Origin of the sequence: Chryseobacterium angstadtii, from assembly GCF_001045465.1 — a bacterium.
In the GTDB taxonomy this organism is placed as follows: domain Bacteria; phylum Bacteroidota; class Bacteroidia; order Flavobacteriales; family Weeksellaceae; genus Chryseobacterium; species Chryseobacterium angstadtii.
Genome location: NZ_LFND01000001.1, coordinates 659,910 through 675,798 on the forward strand (window position 1 = coordinate 659,910; position 15,889 = coordinate 675,798).

General features: G+C 39.4%; 14 protein-coding genes. 5 read left to right on the plus strand and 9 right to left on the minus strand.

The annotated features are described in order from the left end of the window. Window positions 1-194: 194 nt before the first annotated feature. From ACM46_RS02825 to hflX, 8 genes are all read right to left on the minus strand, one after another. Entirely contained in the window at window positions 195-533 is a 339-nt protein-coding gene (locus tag ACM46_RS02825) for a DUF6122 family protein (RefSeq protein ID WP_048505086.1), read from the minus strand. A gap of 31 nt (window positions 534-564) precedes the next feature. Beyond that, complete coding sequence (locus tag ACM46_RS02830; protein WP_048505087.1) at window positions 565-1,803, minus strand: hypothetical protein; 1,239 nt, start codon at window positions 1,801-1,803, stop codon at window positions 565-567. Beyond that, the gene (locus tag ACM46_RS02835) at window positions 1,804-3,825 is read right to left on the minus strand and encodes a hypothetical protein (protein ID WP_048505088.1); all 2,022 of its coding nucleotides are present in this window, start codon (window positions 3,823-3,825) and stop codon (window positions 1,804-1,806) included. Between the two features lie 16 nt (window positions 3,826-3,841). Next, window positions 3,842-4,510: a hypothetical protein gene (locus ACM46_RS02840; protein ID WP_048505089.1), complete on the minus strand. Its 669-nt coding sequence runs from the start codon at window positions 4,508-4,510 to the stop codon at window positions 3,842-3,844. Between the two features lie 88 nt (window positions 4,511-4,598). After that, a complete protein-coding gene (locus ACM46_RS02845) occupies window positions 4,599-5,318 on the minus strand; it encodes a DNA alkylation repair protein (RefSeq protein ID WP_048505090.1) in 720 nt (239 codons plus the stop codon). 18 nt (window positions 5,319-5,336) lie between these two features. Then, on the minus strand, window positions 5,337-6,623 hold the full coding sequence (locus tag ACM46_RS02850; protein WP_048505091.1) for a cation:proton antiporter: 1,287 nt from the start codon (window positions 6,621-6,623) through the stop codon (window positions 5,337-5,339). A 16-nt stretch (window positions 6,624-6,639) separates the two neighbouring features. After that, complete coding sequence (locus tag ACM46_RS02855) at window positions 6,640-7,275, minus strand: DUF4919 domain-containing protein (RefSeq protein WP_048505092.1); 636 nt, start codon at window positions 7,273-7,275, stop codon at window positions 6,640-6,642. Further along, the gene (hflX, locus tag ACM46_RS02860) at window positions 7,275-8,501 is read right to left on the minus strand and encodes a GTPase HflX (protein ID WP_048505093.1); all 1,227 of its coding nucleotides are present in this window, start codon (window positions 8,499-8,501) and stop codon (window positions 7,275-7,277) included. Before hflX ends, ACM46_RS02855 begins: the two co-directional genes overlap by 1 nt. 206 nt (window positions 8,502-8,707) lie before the next feature. On the opposite strand from hflX, the gene ACM46_RS02865 reads away from it, so the two are divergent. From ACM46_RS02865 to ACM46_RS02880, 4 genes are all read left to right on the plus strand, one after another. Then, on the plus strand, window positions 8,708-9,415 hold the full coding sequence (locus tag ACM46_RS02865) for a LytR/AlgR family response regulator transcription factor (RefSeq protein ID WP_048505094.1): 708 nt from the start codon (window positions 8,708-8,710) through the stop codon (window positions 9,413-9,415). A 160-nt stretch (window positions 9,416-9,575) separates the two neighbouring features. After that, entirely contained in the window at window positions 9,576-10,058 is a 483-nt protein-coding gene (locus tag ACM46_RS02870) for a T9SS type A sorting domain-containing protein (protein ID WP_048505095.1), read from the plus strand. Window positions 10,059-10,062: 4 nt separating this feature from the next. Beyond that, window positions 10,063-12,609 (plus strand): beta strand repeat-containing protein, encoded by a 2,547-nt coding sequence (locus ACM46_RS02875; RefSeq protein WP_048505096.1) that lies wholly within the window; start codon window positions 10,063-10,065, stop codon window positions 12,607-12,609. Window positions 12,610-12,615: 6 nt separating this feature from the next. Then, entirely contained in the window at window positions 12,616-13,032 is a 417-nt protein-coding gene (locus ACM46_RS02880) for a hypothetical protein (RefSeq protein ID WP_048505097.1), read from the plus strand. Window positions 13,033-13,109: 77 nt separating this feature from the next. Here the strand turns inward: ACM46_RS02880 and ACM46_RS02885 are convergent, their stop codons facing one another. Then, complete coding sequence (locus ACM46_RS02885) at window positions 13,110-13,544, minus strand: META domain-containing protein (RefSeq protein WP_083997321.1); 435 nt, start codon at window positions 13,542-13,544, stop codon at window positions 13,110-13,112. Between the two features lie 86 nt (window positions 13,545-13,630). Here ACM46_RS02885 and ACM46_RS02890 point away from each other — a divergent pair, with 86 nt between their 5' ends. Continuing rightward, a complete protein-coding gene (locus ACM46_RS02890; protein ID WP_048505098.1) occupies window positions 13,631-15,841 on the plus strand; it encodes a S46 family peptidase in 2,211 nt (736 codons plus the stop codon). Window positions 15,842-15,889 lie beyond the last annotated feature (48 nt).

Genomic DNA, 15,889 nt, shown 5'->3' on the forward strand with positions numbered 1-15,889 from the left:
AATGTCAATGGTCAATTTTGCTACGCAAGTGAAGTGTGAAACGTTCCAATCCTGCACCTCGCAATTCGTATCCCGAAACCCTCAAACTCTCCGGCTCTCAAACCCGTATCCCGTACCCTAAAATCCTCCGACTCTCAAACCCTCAAACTCTCAAACCTGTATCTCATAACTTCCCTCTCCCATCTTCCCTTCTCTTAGTGAATCCAAAGGTTAAAATCCAGAAAATCCGTCAGCATATGAAACAAAAGCCCAACGGCAATAATTCTTATGTTTCCTTTAAAAAACAGCAGCAAAAAATACACCGCAATGGCATAATAGGAATGTAAAATATGTAATCCGATGCTATTTCTTGACGGATCGAAAATAGGATTGGCAAAAAGATGATCCAGATCTACAAGCATCGTTGCCAGCATAATGAAGTAAGCTTTTTTCCAGTTTTCGCGAAAAAAGATCAGGGCGATAAAAACCGGAAAAACCAGATGTAAAAAATAATGGGTGCCTGTTTTCAGCAATGCAATTTCGGATGGGCTCATTCAATACATATTTATTTTAGAATTGAAGATTCTACCATCTTAAAATGAGCGGCAGATCTCCTTTCTTAGCTTTAATTTTCACCCAGTAACGGTCTGCTTTGTTTCCATAAAACAGATAGTCTATGTCAGCAAGAACGGCTTTTTCTGTTGGCGTTAAACTACTTAAAGAAGACAACAGCAACGGATTATTTTGGATGAATATATAGTTTGCTTTGAGTTTTGGGGATAATGCAATTGGCTTTCGGGTAGATTTCACGATTAAGCCTTCCTTATTTCCCTCTATTCGATTAGGCTGAAAAGGAATTGCGGTAAACTGTTCCTGGGCGTTGATCCATTTTTTATGCAGAAAATAGTCACGGAGTTGTTCAGGATTCTGGCTTTGCAGCGCTATCACATATCCGGGCTGGATAATTTTCTGAAGAGTCTTTTTCTCAATTTCATTAAATTGGTCATCATACTCATAGCTGATAATGGTATCATTCACCTGTTCAAGATCAGCCGTTGCTTTGAAATGACTGATCTGAGCTGAATCCGCCAGGTTTTTACTGAAAAACCGGGTATAGTTTTTTACTTGATGAGCATTCAGTTCCGCTTCTAAAAAATGATTTCTTTTCCGGATTCCGGCCACAACGGAAGCAAAAGTTCCGGTTTCTGCTGTATTTTTTATTTCTATTTCATCAGCATTCAGATCTATCGCAAAATTCTGAATCTTATCTCCGGAAATAAAGGAAATACTGCCTAAAGATCCATCAATAAACCGATCTGACGTTAAACTATTTTTTTCGGAAGATTGAAAAAGGGATTGATTGATATTCTCAAAAGCTAATGCGGAAGTTCCCAAGATGCATTTTTCACCTTCTATTGTAATGAAAATCTGGTCTTTCTGGAAAATATTCTTCCCTTTGCGGATAAATTGATGATTTTTTAAATACGCTGAAAATTTTTGCGGGTCTTTGAGCTCAACCACGCTGTACCAGTCTGAGAAACGGGTATCTTTAAGGTGAAAAATCTGCAGAAAATCCGGAATCCTAATCCCGGAATCCTGTAATGAGATCTCTTTTTTATCTTTGGTTTTGCTTCCTGACCACTTCGAAGGATGGGCAATCAGGCTTGAAATATATTGTCTCGTTAATTTTTTCACATCAATTAAAACCACGACATCTGCATTTTTAGGAACAAACTTTAAGGTTTTGCTTTTATAAAAAAATACAAAATAGATCGCAGCTGCGAGCAAAAGAATTAACGGGACAATAAGTTTCTTTTTATTCATTTATAATATCTGAGGCTTTTTCTCGGCTTCTTTTATTTTAAAAATCTCATCAAACAGATCAAAGAAATACATCAGACTGTTTTCTGAAGAGTTTTTAATATTATAATCTATTTCTGTTTCTACACTTCCTCCTTTCACTTCAGTTTTATAATAGACTTCGCCTACGTTTTTTCTGAAAAGATCCAGTGTTTTTCTTTCGGAAGGGGTTTTAAATTCTTTTTCCAAACCAATTAAAAGCTTCTGCATATCCAGTCTTCCCGATAAAGGGTATTTCGCTGAATCTTTGGCCCATTGTTTAGAAATATCCGACTGGTTCTGAGGAATAATATTCTCCGTGGCACTTGTAAGATAAACAATCCCGTCTTTTACGGTAAAGTACAGCTGATCCATATATCCATCTCCTTTTTCATCCTTAAAAGAATAAAAATCGCCGGTTTTGGAGAAATTTTTGGCTAATTTTTTATTGCTGGCCAATACATTGAAAACACGGTTCCAATAGCCTTCATTTTCCGTTGCAAATGCGAAGGTAAAATTAGGAACAGCTACATCTTTTGTTTTCTTAACCTCCTTTTCATTATAGTCGTCATCGTATTCGTAGTCGGTGTAATCTACCTTTTTGGACTTTAATTCGTTCAGGACAAAAATTCCGTTTCCTGGTGCTATTTTGGTGATGGCTTCTTCATCCAGAATAATTTTCATGGTTTCCATCATCAGCTCCATCTCTTTTTTATAGTCGCTGTCTCCTGTCTGCTGAAACAGTTCGTATACCATATCAAAAGTTTTGGATCCGTTGATATTCATTACGTAATAGCCAATGCTTTTTTCATTGATAAGCGCTGCCAGCTTTTTGTTTTTCTTTCCTTTATATACAGATTCAACCGTTTTCTGAATGTCCGGAGTTTTATGCTGATAATTATTAACCAGTTTTACCTTGTCTTTGTCAAAATACAGATTGTAATATGAATTGGAATTATATGCATTTTTAAAGAACTGCCCGAATTCAAAACGCATCATCATTTTCCCGTAGATCCCGTCGTTCATCATTTTTCCGTAATCTGTATAGACATAAGCATCAGAATTCGGATCTCTGAAGCTCAGCATTGCTTTGGGAACTTCAATTTCTAAATTTGAGTTGAAATACAGATCAAAACGGTCTTCTGCCAATTTTTTCACGATTTTGAAATTTTCGATACGCATGGAATCCAGTTCCTTCTGGTATGCCGTATCTACTTCTGCTTCTGCATATTCCTCTTCTTTCGGGTATACTTCAGTTTCCCCTTCAGAATGCTGTGTATCTACATTTTCTTGCGGGTATTTATGATTCTTTTCCAGATATTTAATGTCCTTCTGAATTCTGGCGATTTCCTTATTGTTATCTTTGATATTTTCCTTTAAATATTTAATATCATCTTTCAGGCTCAGTATTTCTTCCTTGTAATCAAAAGGCTTTTCCGGCTCTACCGCATACGCACTGTCTACCGCCACTGCGGCACTGTCTGCAACCGCTACAGCACTGTCTACGGCAACTTCATCCCATTCCAGGCTTTTATACGGTTTGGTATAATTTACGAGGCTTAAAACAGCACGGTCGTTGTTCCAGGCAACAAAAATATTATCGTCTATATCAACGTAAGAATAATTCTTTTTCTTTGAAATTTCCTGTCCTTTTTTCTTGGTGGAATTGATAAACTCCTGAAACTTTTCTTTGTTATCTACAATAAAATGAGTCGTGTAAGTCTGTATTGAATCATTAAAACTGGCATAATGATATTGGGTAGCATCGTATTTAATTCCCGTTTTGGAATAATCATTCCAGGAAGATTTCTCTTTGTTCTTTTTGCTTAATTCGTGCAATAACGGATTAAGTTTCTGCCAGTTGATTTTTTGATTGAGCTGTTTCCCGTTGATTTCCATATAAAATACAGCATCGTTGGGAAGCTTCATACTTTTCTGTGCGAAAACAAGCATAAAACCAAAAAGTACGAAGGTAATTGTTTGTGTTTTTAAAAATATAGATTTCATGGTTGAATATTAGAATTTATTGAAATAATATGGTGTTTTGTAGTTGTTTCTTTTGAAAAATAAGGTCCAGAATATCTGCTTCCAGTTTCACCGCTTTTTTATTCGGTGCCAGTACGTAGGAAGTATTGGTCTGGGATTTTACGGTGCTTTCAAACTGCATTACAGAGGTATATCTTGCATTATTGAAGATCTCTTTATCTGCTTTTCCCATCTTGTCGTAATCTGCTTTGAAGGTATTGACCTTATTTCTGGTAAGCGATTTTTTCTCAAGATTCTGGCTGTAAATCTGTGTAGGAATCATTTTCCCCAGGATATTTTTAGCTTTAAGCTGCTCCAGTCCGGCATTAATATTTTCAATTTTTTTAAAATTACAGCTTAATTTGATAATGTAATTGTCAAAATCCATGGACGTTTTTACATTACTGATTCCCGGCGTAGCTTTGAAAATTCTGGCCGCTTCATTAATTTTATTCTCAATTTCGGATTTTTTGGGAACTTTTTTACCGTTAATGGTTTCCATTTTAGAGATAGAAGCCAGTCTTGTTTTGCTTTTACTGGCATTAAGAATAATGGTGTATTCCCCGGTTCCATCGGCTTTTACATTTACTTTATCCAGAATATCAAAACAGCTGGTAAGCCATAATAAAGGAAAAAGCAGTAGTGACAGCCTCAGAAAGTTTTTCATAATTGAGTTTTTAAGAAAGACAAAATTACTTAATTCTGTCCTGAAAATACTCAATACGGTGAGATATTTGTAGACAAAAACCCTTTTTTTAAACTCTTCCCTTCAGATAATCCTGTCTTAGGTCTTCATCCAGCTTTTCTATCGCATACCTCAGGGAAGTTCTCGGCATTTCCTGGTAATGCTGATTCAGAAAAGAGATCAATTCCGCTTCGTTTTTTTCGCCCATTTCCCGAAGCAGCCAGCCGTTTGCTTTGTGCATCAGATCATGGGGATGTTTCAGATTTTTGATCACCAGCTCTTTGGTCAGTTCAAAAGAACCCTTTTTTACATAATGCATGGTTCCTACCACGGCAATTCTTTTGTGCCACATTTCTTCGGAATCAGAAAGGTTTCTGAGCAGCTCCTCCTTATTATTTTCAAAGGCATACCGACCCAGAATTTTATAACAGCTTGAATCCACCAGATCCCAGTTGTTCACATAGGCAAGGTGATCCAGATAAAATTGAACAATTTCCTCTCTGAATGCTTTGTCTTTTGTTTTCTCAAACTTGGAGATCAGCATGAAAAGTGCGGTAAGCCTGTGTTCATGGTATTTTGAAGAAAGCAAAGTGCTAAGTTCCTCTAAACTTATTTTCGGATAATATTCTTTGGCTACCGATCTCTGATCCGGAACTTTTACTCCTAAAAACAAATCTCCTTCTCCATATTCTCCTTTACCTGTTTTGAAGAATCTCGGAAAAAATTCCGCCTTTTCAGGAATGGACAGTACGGCCAGTGCTTCCTGTATTTCTTTGATTATTGTTTTCATCTGGTGTTTTATTAGTCATTAAGCGTGTTCATCCAAAACTACAGTTTCCTTCTCTTCTTCCTCTTTTGCAATCGCTTTAGGGTTGGCTACTTTAGCTATCGTAAGTCCCTGAACGATAATAGAGAATACCACTACACAATAGGTGATACTCAAAATGATTTCGCTGTATTCACTTTTAGGAATAGACATCGCCAATGCAATGGAAACTCCTCCACGAATTCCTCCCCAGACCAGAACTTTTACCGTCTGCGGGCTGAATCTTGTTCTTAAAGACATGAATCTCGTAGGTACCCAGATAGAGATCAGGCGGGCAATCAGAACGACTGCAATGGCTAATAATCCCGGAACCATGAAGTGCTTCAGATCTTTGATCATTAAAAGCTCAAACCCTATAAAAAGGAATAATACGGCATTCAGAATTTCGTCAATAAGTTCCCAGAACTTAATCAGATAATCCTGTGTCACAGATTTCATTTTGAACCTTACATTGAAATTACCCATGAATAAACCTGCTGCTACCATCGTAAGCGGTCCGGAAATATGCATTTGTCTGGCAATAAGATATCCTCCCATCACTACGGAAAGGGTTACCAGAACAGAGATAATATAATCATCCACTTCACGCATCAGTCTGGAAGTTACCCAACCCAATACTACCCCGAGCATAATACCGCCTCCGGCTTCTTTCATGAGGAGCAGGGCAATGCTTTCCACACCCAGATCCACTTCTTTTCCAATGGCCAGCTGCAATACAACGGTGAAAACCACGACAGCCATACCATCATTGAAAAGCGATTCTCCGGCTACTTTGGTTTCCAGTGATTTGGAAACTTTGGCCTGTTTAAGAATACTGAGTACGGCAACAGGATCGGTAGGAGAAATCAATGCTCCAAAAACCAGACAGTAAATGAAGGGAAGATGAATTCCTAAAAATGGAAGTAGGTAAAACATTCCGAAACCTACTACAAAAGTAGAAATAACGACCCCGGCTGTTGAAAATATGACTACAGGCCTGAACTGTTCCTTCAGGTCATTGATATTAATATGAATTCCCCCTGCAAAGAGCAGGAAGTTAAGCATTGCTCCCATCAGAACTTCTGTGAAATCTATACTGTTCATTAACTTATTGAGATGCCCAAAGGTTCTTGGGAGCACCGTTTCGCCAAACATGACCAGAAAAATAGAAACAACGATGGCAATCACCATAATCCCGATGGTACTCGGAAGTTTCAAAAATCTGTAATTAAGATAGGCAAAAATTGATGCTAATACGATTAAGGCTGAAAATGAATAATATAACTCCACTAAGTTCTTTTTGTGATTAATTTAATAGGTCTAAATACAATATTTTAATATAAATTTTATGTCCGTCTTTTTCCCAGATATCAAACATTCCGTCTTTCGCGGCTTTTGATCCTCTTACATAGTCTTTTCCGACATTCAGAATGTTCAGAAGGATGTATTCATCTCCAACAGAATTCACCAGATAAGCTGTTTTCTCCGAGGTTCCGTCTCCGGAATTCTTGATTCCTTCAGTAAGAGCGCGGAACTGGCTCAGATGGTGCATAAAATTGTTCCCGTCTTTCTTGGAATCATAGGCTCTCAAAAGAACCAGAAGAATGTCCAGATTGGTAGGATCTTTATCATAGAGAATTTTCCCCTGTCTGATGCATTCATCAAAATTACTCTCTTTGAAAGCATCTGCCAGGCTTTTGAAACTGTCGTCCGAAGTTGAGATTCTGTCACCTTTGAAGTTTCTGCCATAGTACAGATACTGGGCTTCAATACTGTCCAGAGACTTTGGATATCCTTTGTACTTAAAAATCAGTTTCTCGTAATTGTAAGGAGAATCGGGCTTTTTAAGACTTTTTTCAATAGCTTTTAAATCAATTTTTGATTTCTGGCAGAACCCAAAAACCGAAAATAAAACCAATAACAGAAAAAATTGATATTTCATTAATTGTTGTTTTCTTCTTCCTCATCATTATCGAAATATTCGAAAAGGAAATCGTTGTATGGGAATCTGGAAATATGGATTTTCATTACCTCATCGTAAATCATTTTCTTCATTTCCGGGAAGTTTTCCTTCGTTAAAGCAGAAATGAAAACGGTAGGGTATTTAGATTTACCCATCCAGGTTTTTTTCCATTCTTCCAGAGAAACATTCTTTTTTGTAGAAGGCGTAAGATCATCGTCATCCTTTTTCTCGTAGCTGAAATCATCAATTTTGTTAAAAACCATGATCATTGGCTTCTGATGGGCATTGATCTCCATTAACGTATGATTCACAGATTCTACCTGATCTTCAAAACTTTCATGAGAGATATCCACAACATGAATGAGAAGATCTGCTTCACGCACCTCATCCAAAGTAGACTTAAAGGATTCTACAAGCTGTGTAGGAAGTTTTCTGATAAATCCTACGGTATCTGTAAGCAAAAACGGTAAATTTCCGATAACGACTTTTCTTACCGTAGTATCCAATGTGGCAAACAGTTTGTTTTCTGCGAAAACTTCAGATTTGGACAGCGCATTCATCAGCGTAGACTTTCCTACGTTGGTATAGCCTACCAAAGCGGCACGAACCACTTTTCCACGGTTGTTACGCTGGGTAGCCATTTGTTTATCGATGGTTTTCAGTTTGTCTTTTAACAGGGAAATCCTGTCACGGATGATACGGCGGTCAGTTTCAATTTCTGTTTCCCCGGGACCTCTCATCCCGATTCCCCCTTTCTGACGCTCAAGGTGAGTCCACATTCTGGTAAGACGCGGAAGAAGATACTGGTACTGGGCAAGTTCTACCTGAGTTCTCGCATAAGAAGTCTGGGCTCTCTGAGCGAAAATATCAAGGATAAGATTGGTTCTGTCCAGAATTTTCACTTCTATTTCTCTTTCGAGATTTTTAAGCTGGGAAGGAGATAATTCGTCATCGAAAATGATGGTTCCGATCTCGTTTTCCTTTACATATTCTTTTATTTCCTGTGCCTTTCCGCTTCCTATGAAAGTTTTGGAATCCGGCTGAGTTAATTTTTGAGTAAAACGTTTTTGCACCGTGGCACCTGCCGTGAAGGCCAAAAACTCCAGTTCATCCATATATTCCGTAAGCTTGTCCTCATCCTGATTTTGAGTAATAACCCCCACCAAAACTGCTTTTTCGTAATTATGTTGTTTCTTATCTAGCATTAATTTCTGTCTATGTTTGTGATTTTCACAAGATACCAATTTTCAGGAAAAAAAACAAAATCATTTTTCAATCTTCAGCACATTTTAATGTTAATTTAAGTTTACAATATCTCTTTTTTACAAAAAATTAATAACTTTATAAAGCTGATTTATAATTAATAAACACTAAAAGCCGTAAATCTCATAAAAAAACTAAGATCCAGACCATGATAACCCGTATTAAATGTATGATCATTGATGATGATGAACTGGACAGGCTGGTTCTTCAGCATCATATCAGACAATATGATAATATAGAGATTATTGCGTCTTTCAACTCGGCGGAAAAGGCGGTTCCTTACCTTGAATTTCCAATTGATCTTCTGATCTGTGAAACCCAGCTCAATGGCGTGAGCGGTATGGAATTCAGAAAACTGGCCCACAAGATTCCGGTCTGTATTTTTGTAAGCTCCCATACCGAATCCGCTGCAGAAGCTTTTGAAATCGGTGCACTGGATTTTGTTTTGAAACCCCTTAAAACAGAACGATTTCATCATGCTATGGAGAAAGTTTTCAATTTTTTTGAAATGAAAGAAAAATGCGACTGCTTTGATGCTCTACTTGGCGAAAACTGCATAAAAATAAAGGAAAACGGAAACGTTTCTCAGATCAGGCTTACCGATATCCTTTACCTTGAGGCTTTAAAAGACTACACCAGACTCATCACCTACGACAAAAAGCACTGCATCTTAGATTCACTAGGAAATCTTCTTCATAAAAGCTTTTTCGATTCTTTTGTAAGGATACACCGAAGCTACGCCGTACCCCGGCATTTCATCCGGGGGAAAAGCAGCCACGAGATTGAACTCATCCACCAAATTAAGCTTCCCATAGGCAGAACCTATAAAGAAAACCTCTCTTTTCTTGATCCTTAGCAGCTGAATACCAACATTTTTACCCAAAAAGGCCATTGGTCGATTTTTTCTGCCGTTAGTCTATTTTCCGTTTATCCGGTTGTGATATGTGGTAATTTAGTGTTCTCAAATTTTCGTTTGAAAGTTGGGGTAACCTATTAATAACCACAAAACCATTAACATGAAAAGAACATCTATTCACTGCTTCTTTCTCATTCTGTTTTCCTTTTCCGTCAGTAGTCTGAATGCTCAGTCTGCCGTTCTGGCCACGGGAGCAAATGCATCGGGAAGCAACGGCTCGGCTACCTACAGTGTCGGCCAAACCACCTACCTGTACAAGGGGACTAATGCCCAGGTACTTGAAGGTGTACAGCAGGCTTATGAAATTACAACACTGTCTGTCAGCGAAACCACATCAAAACAGGAAGGCATCCTACTCTATCCCAATCCTGTCCGAGATTATCTGTACATAGATTTCACTTCTACTCCTTACAAAGGATCAGAATATCAGCTGTTTGACGCTCAGGGCAAGCTGATCAAAAAAGACGAGATCTCACAATCCAGGTCTGAGCTCAATTTTTCTTCTCTCCCTTCCGCTGTTTATATCATCCGGATCAATCAGAACGGGGAAAACCTAAAAACATTTAAAATCATAAAAAAATAACACCATGAAAAAAATATTACTCATGCTGGGGATTATGCTAGGCCTCTTCACAGGGCATGCGCAGGCTCCGGAAAAAATGAGCTACCAGGCCGTTATGAGAAACGGATCAGGACAGCTGTTAGTCAATCAAAGCATTGCTGTTAAAGTAAGTGTTCTGCAAGGTTCTCCTGCGGGAACTTTAGTTTATTCTGAACGTTTAACGGGAAACACGAACGCCAATGGGCTCATCAGTATGGAAATAGGAACCGGCACTGTACTCTCCGGAACATTTTCAACCATCAACTGGCCATCAGGAAGCTATTATTTAAAAACAGAGACCGATCCGGCCGGAGGTACCAACTATACGATTGCAGGAACCAGCCAGCTATTAAGTGTTCCTTATGCCATGTATGCTAAATCTGCAGGAGGAACCGGAGGAAACTTCACCATTCCTTATGCCAATACAGTAAACAATGCCACCACTTTATTCTCCCTCATTAATGATGGAGACGGAACTTCTGTGGAAGGTGTAAATAATACAACAACCTCCAGCATTGCTTCAGTTCGCGGAATCGTGAGCAATACAGCACCGGGCGGTTTTTCAAGTGCCGTAAGAGGTATCAATAACGGAACCGGAGGCCTGGGAATCGGGATTTGGGGAAGCCAGGCCGGAAGCGGCTGGGGCGTTTATGGGGTTACACCCAATGGTCTCGGAGTTTACGGGAACTCATCAGCCTCCGGAACAGGAGTTTATGCGAACAGTAATACGGGAACCGGTCTTACAGCGACCAGTAACAATGGTGTTGCAGCCAGTATATCCATCTTCAATAATGCCAACAACAATAGTGTTCTCAATGCCAATACGGTTGGGAACGGAACAGTCATCAATGTTACTTCTTCCGGAAACGGAGCCGGTGTTTTCAGTTCTACAGGAAGCGGTTTTGCGGTACACGGTATCACCAGTGCACAGACCTCTGCGGGAATTATAGGAGATAATAGCGGAGCCGGAGAAGCGGTGGTAGGAAGAACAACCAGCGATATTGCAGGAGCAGTCGTAGGCCGTAATGACGGCGGAGGGTATGGAGTAAGAGGTTTCGTGGCTACCAATACAACGGGGACTTCAGTAGGTGTTTTCGGGCAGGTAGGACTTAATACAGGAAAAGGACGTGCAGGAAGATTTGAAAACGTTAATTCATCAAATGACTTCAATGCTTTTGAAGTGGAAACCAATGGTGCTGGAAATATCCCGGATAATACGGAAGGTAATGCCTCTTCATTTCTCGTGAACAATACCAACAGTGTAGGTGCTGCAGTAAGAGGTGAAGTGAAAACCATTTTTGGAAATTTCGGGGCAGCGGGAATTTTTGGAGTTTCTTCGGGAACCGGAGGTTTTGCCGGTCTGTTTCATGCTTCCAATCCATCCGGAAACGGAGCTGCACTGGTATCAATTACGGACGGAAACGGAAATGCTATCACAGCAAACGCCGGTAAAAACGGAAATGGGGTAGAAACGAATATTGACGGAAACGGAAATGCCTTATACGCCTGGGTTCCTTCTTTTGCCACCGGAAGAGCTGGAAGATTTAACATTTTTAACGATGCTAATACGAGTGACGTAATCACTGTGACCACAATAGGTAACGGAACTGCCGGAAACTTTAAAGTGGACAGAGTAACCGGAACCTCTCCTGCCGTAAAAGGAGAAGTAACTTCTCAGTTTGCCAATTTCGGCACTGCCGGGGTTTATGGTCTGTCGTCCGGAACAGGTGGTTTTGGTGGACTTTTCTATGCCAGTAATCCTGCCGGAAACGGACCTGCATTATTAGCCATAGCAGATGGAAACGGAAACGGGATTACCGCCAACGCTTCTAATGGTGGAGATGGCGTGGAGGCCACTGCAGACGGAACAGGATCTGCAATTTATGGCTGGGTTCCCAATTTCGGGACAGGAAGAGCGGGACGGTTCACAAATTTCAATACAGCCAACGGTCAAACTGTTCTGGATGTCCGTAATGACGGAACGGGTTCAGCAGCCTTAATAGACCACAGAGGTGCTTCAGGAAATATTTTGGTGATGAGAAGCGTAGGAACCAATGTAGCCCGAGTGAATAAATCCGGAACCGGTTTTTTCAACGGAGGAACTCAAAACAGCGGGGCTGACGTTGCAGAAGCATTTGATGTGGAAGGAAACACTTCGGAATATGAGCCGGGAGATATTTTAACAATCTCAACAGATTCAGACCGTACCGTAGAAAAATCATCAAAACCTTACTCAAGCCTCGTGGCAGGAGTATATGCAACGAAACCGGGTGTTCTTTTAACAGAAGAAAATATTGATTCTGATCTTACCGGAAAAGTGCCGATGGGAGTCATTGGGGTCATTCCTACAAAAGTATGTCTTGAAGGCGGAAAAATTAAAAGAGGAGATCTTTTGGTTACTTCATCCAAATCCGGAACTGCCATGAAAGCGAATCCTAAAAAAGTAAAAATAGGTCAGGTGATTGGAAAAGCGCTTCAGGATTACGATCAAGACTCAGTGGGTAAAATTAAAGTATTGGTAAACATAAAATAAAAGATCATGAAATCACTATATATCATTGCATTTTTAGTAGCAAGCATAAGTATTTGTGCCCAGGAAAGTAAAAAAGCCACAGAACCTGAAGACCAGTCACAAGTTGTGAAACAGCTCAGGGAAAAGGAAGCCCAGTATGCAAAAACAGCTCAGGAAAGTACTTCTAAAAAGCAGACCACAACAACGCTGGCTTCAGAACAAGGGCTGGAAGTGAAAAAACAGGAAACAAAAGCCCAGTCTTCACATTCGAATAATTCTTCGGGAAAATTACTTGCTAATACGGCAACTTTAGCTGAAGTTAAAGCTTCTATTCCCAATCGTAAAGCAGCCAATCCTGTTTCTCAAAATAATGCTAAAAGTGTACAGGGACTGCCGAATACGGCCACTCTGGAAGAAATAAAAAAAACAATTCCAAAAAACTGATAACCAAACCAGATTTCAAAAAGAAAGTCCGCCAAGCGCGGACTTTTTATATTTTACGATTCCTTGAAACTGTATTCTCAGTCCCAATCTGCTGCGACAAACTTCATGGAATTTCCGCTGTCATCCGACAAGGTCAGGAAATGGCCTTCCACGGAATATTTTGTCATTTTATTAAATTTTTGGATAAAAGCAGTTTCCAGATCCATATTTTCACAAGCTTTCATGGTACTTCCTACTCCGGAAATATTCACTTTCCCGTCTTTTTTAAATTCCGAACTGAAAAACATATTGTTGCATCCCATATAAGCTCCGCCTTTGATTTTCCCTTTCTCCATTTCCCCCGTCAGGTTGATTTCCGCCTTATTTTTAATCAGTGCATCTTTAGAAAAATTTCCGAAAGAAATCAGCATCCATTGTCTCTGAATATTTGGATTTTTTTCAGGAACAGAAGAGCAATTGATCACGGCTCCCAAAAGCAAAACTGTAAAAAATGATATAAGTATTTTTTTCATGCGGATAATCCTCCCATTTTCGTACCATTCCGGGACAGAATATCGTAAAAATTAGTAAATTAGCGACACAAAAATTATTATATAAAATGAAAAGACTATTTCTACTGTTCACCTTCTTATTGGGCTTTGCTCAAATGAGGGCGGATGAGGGGATGTGGCTGTTAATGCTCATCAAAAGACTTAACGGGGTCGATATGCAAAAAGAAGGATTGCATTTGACACCTGAAGAAATTTATTCGGTAAATAATTCAAGCTTAAAAGATGCTATCGTAAGCTTCGGAGGGTTCTGTACCGGGGAAATTGTTTCTGACAAAGGACTTATTTTCACTAACCACCACTGTGGTTACGGTGCTGTTGCCGCTGCTTCTACTCCGGAAAAAGATTATCTGAAAAACGGATTCTGGGCTATGAAGCAGAAAGACGAATTCAATGCAAAAGATCTTTATGTAAGATTTTTAGTAAGAATGGATGACGCTACGCAGAGAATCAATTCTAAACTGAATAACAATATGACCGGAGCAGAGAGAAAAGCAGTTATTGATGCTGAAACAAAAGCAATCCAGACTGAAAACTCTGAAAACGGAAAATATACTGTTGTGGTAAGAGATTTCTTCAACGGAAATGAGTTTTATTATTTCGTATATCAGGATTACAAAGATATCAGATTGGTAGGTGCACCTCCTTCATCATTAGGAAAATTCGGAGGAGATACAGACAACTGGGAATGGCCAAGACATACTGCTGACTTTACAGTATTCAGAGTTTACGGAGATGCAGCAGGAAACCCTGCAGAGTATGCTCCTGGAAATGTTCCGTTGAAGCCTAAGCACTTCCTTCCTGTTTCTCTTAAAGGAATTAAGCCTGGAGATTTCTCTATGATCCTTGGATATCCTGGAAGAACGAACCGTTACCTTACGTCTTACGGAATCCAGCAGATGGTGAACAAAGACTATCCGGCCTGGGTAGAAGCTTCTAAACTGGCAATGGATGTTATGAAAAAGTATATGGACAAAGATAAAGCGACTCAGCTTAATTATGCGTCTCAATATGCTTCTGTAGCGAACTACTGGAAAAACAGACAGGGAACTATTGATGCCGTGGAAAAAAACGGAACAATCTCTGACAAACAAAAGATCGAGGAAACTTACAGAAAATGGTCTATGATGTCTGAAAATACTGCTTATGATGGGGTATTAGAAAACATTGAAATGTATTACAAGCAGGTTTCCGAAAGAAATGTGGAAAGAAATTATGCTTCCCAGTTCTCGAGAAATGCAAAATATATTTCACTTGCTCTTCAGGTAGGATCTGTACTGAAAGCGTATGCTGCACAGGATATGCAGGGAAGACTTGCTATGAAGGCTAAAACTGAGGCAGCTATTAAAGCGGCTTATGAAAACTTCAACCCATCTCTTGAAGGGGAAATGCTGGCTTCTATGGCTAATCTTTACCAAAGCAGAGTAAAAAATAAGGATGTGGCTTCTGCTACTATCTTAGGATTGGATTCTAAAAACCTTTCTAACGTAGCTTATTCTTCTATCTTCGCGAATAAGACTTCTGCTACGAATTTCTTATTGAATCCTGATGCATTGAAACTTGATGCAGATCCGCTTTGGAAAATTGCCAACGGAATTGTTGCTGATCAGAAAATGAGTGTAGAAAGATATGCTCAGGTTGATGACAACTTCAGCAAAAACAACCGTCTTTTCCTGGCAGGATTGATGAAAGCTATGCCTGAGAAAAAATTCTATCCGGATGCTAACTCTACGATGAGATTAACTTACGGAACAGTAGATAAACTTCCTGTAAGAGATGACAGAAACTACTTCGGAGTTACTGATAACTATTATACAGATATGACCGGCCTTGTTGGAAAATACAAGAAAGGTGATGAGGAATTCGATCTTCCGCAAAGAGTGATTGATCTTTACAACCTTAAAGATTTCGGACAGTATGCTGATGCTGCAGGATATATGCCTGTCAACTTCCTTTCCAACAATGATATTACAGGTGGTAACTCCGGTTCCCCGGTAATTGACGGAGACGGAAACCTTATCGGTATTGCATTCGACGGAAACAGCGAAGCATTAAGCGGTGATATCGTATTTGAGCAGGAGTGGCAGAAAACGATCAACGTAGATGTACGTTTCGTTCTTTGGACTATTGACAAATATGCCGGAGCAAGAAGACTGATCGACGAATTAAAGCTTGTAAGAGGAGAAAACACTCCTGCTGATACCAAGACTAAAAATTCGGGGACTACTGAATTGCCTAAGAAAACAAAAAGCAAAAAATAATCTTTTCTGATCTATTTTTTAAAACCGTGAATATACGTTCACGGTTTT

Coding starts and splice junctions, on each gene's coding strand:
- ACM46_RS02885 (WP_083997321.1), bottom strand. CDS start 13,544: ATGAAAAAAATACTTATATCATTTTTTACAGTTTTGCTTTTGGGAGCC.
- ACM46_RS02845 (WP_048505090.1), bottom strand. CDS start 5,318: ATGAAAACAATAATCAAAGAAATACAGGAAGCACTGGCCGTACTGTCC.
- hflX (WP_048505093.1), bottom strand. CDS start 8,501: ATGCTAGATAAGAAACAACATAATTACGAAAAAGCAGTTTTGGTGGGG.
- ACM46_RS02830 (WP_048505087.1), bottom strand. CDS start 1,803: ATGAATAAAAAGAAACTTATTGTCCCGTTAATTCTTTTGCTCGCAGCT.
- ACM46_RS02880 (WP_048505097.1), top strand. CDS start 12,616: ATGAAATCACTATATATCATTGCATTTTTAGTAGCAAGCATAAGTATT.
- ACM46_RS02875 (WP_048505096.1), top strand. CDS start 10,063: ATGAAAAAAATATTACTCATGCTGGGGATTATGCTAGGCCTCTTCACA.
- ACM46_RS02870 (WP_048505095.1), top strand. CDS start 9,576: ATGAAAAGAACATCTATTCACTGCTTCTTTCTCATTCTGTTTTCCTTT.
- ACM46_RS02825 (WP_048505086.1), bottom strand. CDS start 533: ATGAGCCCATCCGAAATTGCATTGCTGAAAACAGGCACCCATTATTTT.
- ACM46_RS02865 (WP_048505094.1), top strand. CDS start 8,708: ATGATAACCCGTATTAAATGTATGATCATTGATGATGATGAACTGGAC.
- ACM46_RS02840 (WP_048505089.1), bottom strand. CDS start 4,510: ATGAAAAACTTTCTGAGGCTGTCACTACTGCTTTTTCCTTTATTATGG.
- ACM46_RS02835 (WP_048505088.1), bottom strand. CDS start 3,825: ATGAAATCTATATTTTTAAAAACACAAACAATTACCTTCGTACTTTTT.
- ACM46_RS02855 (WP_048505092.1), bottom strand. CDS start 7,275: ATGAAATATCAATTTTTTCTGTTATTGGTTTTATTTTCGGTTTTTGGG.
- ACM46_RS02890 (WP_048505098.1), top strand. CDS start 13,631: ATGAAAAGACTATTTCTACTGTTCACCTTCTTATTGGGCTTTGCTCAA.